This is a genomic window from Lactobacillus equicursoris DSM 19284 = JCM 14600 = CIP 110162 (assembly GCF_001434815.1).
Classification (GTDB): Bacteria; Bacillota; Bacilli; order Lactobacillales; family Lactobacillaceae; genus Lactobacillus; species Lactobacillus equicursoris.
The window spans coordinates 1-3,869 of the sequence record NZ_AZDU01000081.1 but is presented as its reverse complement, the minus strand read 5'-3'; the positions used below and the strand labels follow the sequence as shown (position 1 = coordinate 3,869).

The following is a 3,869-nucleotide window of genomic DNA, read 5'->3' as shown; positions in this document are numbered from 1 at the left end:
CCGTGAATGTTCCAATTGAAAGAGCAAGGTGTCTCTTAAAGCCGACATTGCCAGACCGTTCCGATAGGGTGGATTCTGGTATGATGTTCGCGATTTCTCAACAAGAGTTGATCTCTTACGAGGACCGGAAGACAGCTGCTTTTGGTCTAAGTTCTCGTAGCCGTCACCATGGGGCGGCACTTTAGAAACATAGTTTAATCGGCAAAATGCAGGTCTCCAAAACCTGAGAAGTTGGTTCGATTCCAACTGTTTCTGTAGCCTTGCGATGACCTCTATTTGCTGGACGGTTCCTTTTACTTGGAGAGTGCTGGGATCCCTACGGNAGCCTTGCGATGACCTCTATTTGCTGGACGGTGCCTTTAGCGATGATAGTGCTGGAATCCGTGAGCGGACCAGTGCGGGGCACTTAGAGCACGTGGTGCGAGCGAGGCACTTGGTGGTTCATGTTTGACGTACTTGACTGACCACCTTTCTTGTCAGTGGTTACGGGAGTTTCCTATCGACAAGGCTTGTAACAATAAGGGCCGGGCTGAACATTGCCTTCAGCTATGGCCGGCACGATTGGATTATCCAGGTTCGATTCCTGGACGTGCTATAAAAAGCACCAGAATTATTATTAAAAACTAGTCTTCTACAGCGGAAGGTACAATATTTACAAGGCGGTGCTTTTACGGACAGCTTAACGGCTGTCTTTTTTCTTTGTAAAAAAAGGAGGTGGCATTTCTGGATGAATTAACAGCTAAGCAAAGAAAATTCGTAGCTGAATATGTGAAAACTGGAAATGCTACTCAATCCTATTTGTCTGCTGGTTACTCTGCCAAAAATGGAAATACAGCTAGCACTTTAGCTGCTAGATTGTTGCGAAATGATCGGGTTAAGAAAGCCATCGATGAAAAAATGGCAGAGATTGAGTCTCATAAGATCATGGATGCAGTCGAATATCTTCAAACTCTCACCTCCATTGCAAGAGGGGAGACGACTGAAGAACAGCTGGCCAATAACGGCGATGTGTTTACTCTAAAAACTCGTACCAGCGACCGCCTAGCGGCCCTCAGAGAGCTTGGAAAGAGGTTTCCGGTATCTTCTAAGATGCAAGCTGCACTTGAACTTAAAACGCAAGCTGAGGCCCGTAAAGCGGAAGCAGAAGCACAGATTTCTGAAGCTACTGCAAAGCGCGTGGAAGAACATGAAGAGGCTGCACTTTCAAGAATTGAGTTTATTGATGACATTTCGGAAGGTGAACATGATGCAAGTCATTCAGAAGAGGATTAGCGATTTTCTTCCGCCAGCTTTTTATTCTTTGTGGCGTGCAGCTATGGATCCATCCAAGCTCAACATCGTTGAAAAAGGTGGCCGTGGTTCTGGCAAGTCCTCCGACATTGCACACGTAATTGTGCAGCTGCTTATGCGAGAACCAGTCAACGCAGTAGCGATTAGGGCGGTTGAAAATACTGTCCGCCTGTCTGTCTTTGAACAACTGAAATGGGCGATTGAAGAACAGGGCGTTAGTCATTTATGGAAGCAAACCAAAAACCCGATGCAACTAACCTATTTGCCCAGAGGAAATTACATTACTTTCAGAGGTGCACAAGATCCAGAACGAATTAAATCTTTGAAAGACAGTCGCTTTCCATTTGCGATTGCATGGATTGAAGAGCTAGCTGAATTTAAGAAAGAGTCTGACGTAACTACAATTACTAACTCATTGCTTCGTGGCGAGCTCCCTGAAGGTTGTCATTATAAATTTTTCTATAGCTACAACCCGCCAAAGCGGAAACAAAGCTGGGTAAACAAAAAATACAATTCTTCTTTGCTGCCAGACAATACGGTTGTTCATCATACAACTTATCTGGACAATCCTTTTGTTGCCAAAGAATTCAAGATTGAAGCAGAAGCAGCTAAAAAGACAAATGAGCGTCGTTACCGCTGGGAATATATGGGCGAAACTGTCGGTTCTGGCGTTGAGCCATTTGACAATCTGAAAATTATCAAGAACTATGTTACAGATGATTTGCTGGATACAATGGACACGTTTGTTAATGGCCTTGACTTTGGCTTTGCTAACGACCAGCTGGCTTTCGTTCGGTGGGCTTACGATGAACGCCACCGGACAATTTACGCAGTAGACGAGCTATATAAGCTCCAAGTAAGCAATAGAAAATGTGCACAGTGGTTGAAAGGTCATGGCTACCAATATCAATTGATCTATTGTGACTCTGCTGAGCCAAAATCTATAGCTGAGCTCAGAGAATACGGCATTTCTAAAGCACGACCTGCAAAGAAAGGGCCAGACAGCGTTGAGTTTGGTGAACGATGGTTAGAAGATCTTGACGCTATAATAATTGATCCAGTTAGAACGCCAAGCATTGCCTGGGAATTTGAAAATATCGACTTTGCTACTGACAGAAACGGCGAACCTCAAGCAAGACTAGAAGATAAGAATAACCATACTATTGACGCTACACGTTACGCCTTTTATGACATTATGCGAAGAGCCAAAGTTAGAGTTAAAGCTAAGCCAAGCTACTTCAGAGGATAGGAGGAAGACAATGGCAACACTGGCAGTAGATGCTAGCCTTTTTAATACAGAAGACAACACACTAGATGATCCTGGTTTTGATGTTATCAACCATGCTCTTGATGAGCTGGACAGGGCTAAGCCGAGATATGACATGCTTTTCAATTATTACAATGGCCAACAGGCTATTGGTAACCGCGTTTTGCGTAGTGCTCAAGCTAAAAATGCTAAAGTTATGGTTAATCATGCAAAGTACATTACTGACATGAATGTGGGTTTCATGACTGGCAATCCGATCAAGTATGTTGCAGCTAAAGGAAAAAGTATCGATCCAATTCTTGAAGAAATGGACGGAATGGGAATTCAAAAGCACGACACGGAACTTGAAAAAGATCTATCTGTTTTCGGTGTTGGTTACGAAGTGCTTTATCTGGAACAAAAGGCTGAAAGTACAGAAGACGTAGAAAACGAAGGCCAGCCGCGCCTGATTCAAATTAAAGCAGAATGTATTGATCCTCGTGGCGTCATTATGGTTACTGATGACACGGTTGAACACAAGCCGCTTTTTGCAATTTATGCACAGGAAAAGCACAATTTGGCAGGTTCACCTAATGGCTGGCTAGTAGTTGTTTATACCAAGACTCAAACTATTACCTACCGGACCAGAATGAGCAAGCATGTAGATGCTGCCAGCGTAAAAACAGTGCAGCCTAATTACTTTGGTAATGTTCCTGTTATCGAGTACCGAAATAACGAGGAGCGCCAGGGCGACTTTGAACAAGAGATTTCCCTAATCGACGCTTACAATACCATTCAATCAGACCGGGTAGTTGATAAAGAGTCATTCGTTGATGCACTGCTGATTTTTTATGGCTTTGGCGTTGACGAAGAGGATGCTGCTCAGATTAAGAACGGTTTTATTAATAACGCTCCAAGCAAAGACGAAGGCGCTAGTGCAGAATGGTTAACTAAGACGCTGGACGAAAGCCAACTCGAACTTCTATCAAAGTCAATTGAAGACGACATTCACAAAACCAGCTTTGTTCCTAACATGAATGACGAAAAGTTTATGGGCAACACATCTGGCGAGGCGATGAAATATAAATTGTTTGGGCTGCTTAATTTATTAGCTACCAAGTCTCGCTATTTTGTGGAAGGGTTGCGGAAGCGGCTAGACCTCATGCAATCAATTCTAAATTTTGGCGCGTCACAGTGTGATGCTTCTGGATGTGATATTAAAATCACACCTAATATTCCAGCCAACCTGTCTGAAACAGTGCAGAACATTGTCCAAGCAGATTCTCACATTCCGCGAGAAATCACTTACAGCTGGCTGCCTGATATCGACGAT

At 43.7% G+C, this 3,869-nt stretch carries 3 protein-coding genes and 1 tRNA gene; all 4 read left to right on the top strand.

Features of this window, described 5'->3' with window-relative positions; genetic code table 11:
* Nucleotides 1-183 precede the first annotated feature (183 nt).
* A tRNA-Trp gene (locus FC20_RS09230) sits at nucleotides 184-255 on the top strand.
* A gap of 459 nt (nucleotides 256-714) precedes the next feature.
* The gene (locus FC20_RS09225; protein WP_008463253.1) at nucleotides 715-1,272 is read left to right on the top strand and encodes a terminase small subunit; all 558 of its coding nucleotides are present in this window, start codon (nucleotides 715-717) and stop codon (nucleotides 1,270-1,272) included.
* A complete protein-coding gene (locus FC20_RS09220; RefSeq protein ID WP_008463252.1) occupies nucleotides 1,244-2,539 on the top strand; it encodes a PBSX family phage terminase large subunit in 1,296 nt (431 codons plus the stop codon). The genes FC20_RS09225 and FC20_RS09220 overlap by 29 nt, the downstream gene beginning before the upstream one ends.
* 10 nt (nucleotides 2,540-2,549) lie before the next feature.
* The coding region (locus tag FC20_RS09215) for a phage portal protein (RefSeq protein ID WP_056945388.1) at nucleotides 2,550-3,869 on the top strand (1,320 nt) is incomplete at its 3' end.

Excerpts from the sequence above, each read along its gene's own strand:
- FC20_RS09220 (WP_008463252.1), top strand. The coding sequence starts at position 1,244 with ATGATGCAAGTCATTCAGAAGAGGATTAGCGATTTTCTTCCGCCAGCT.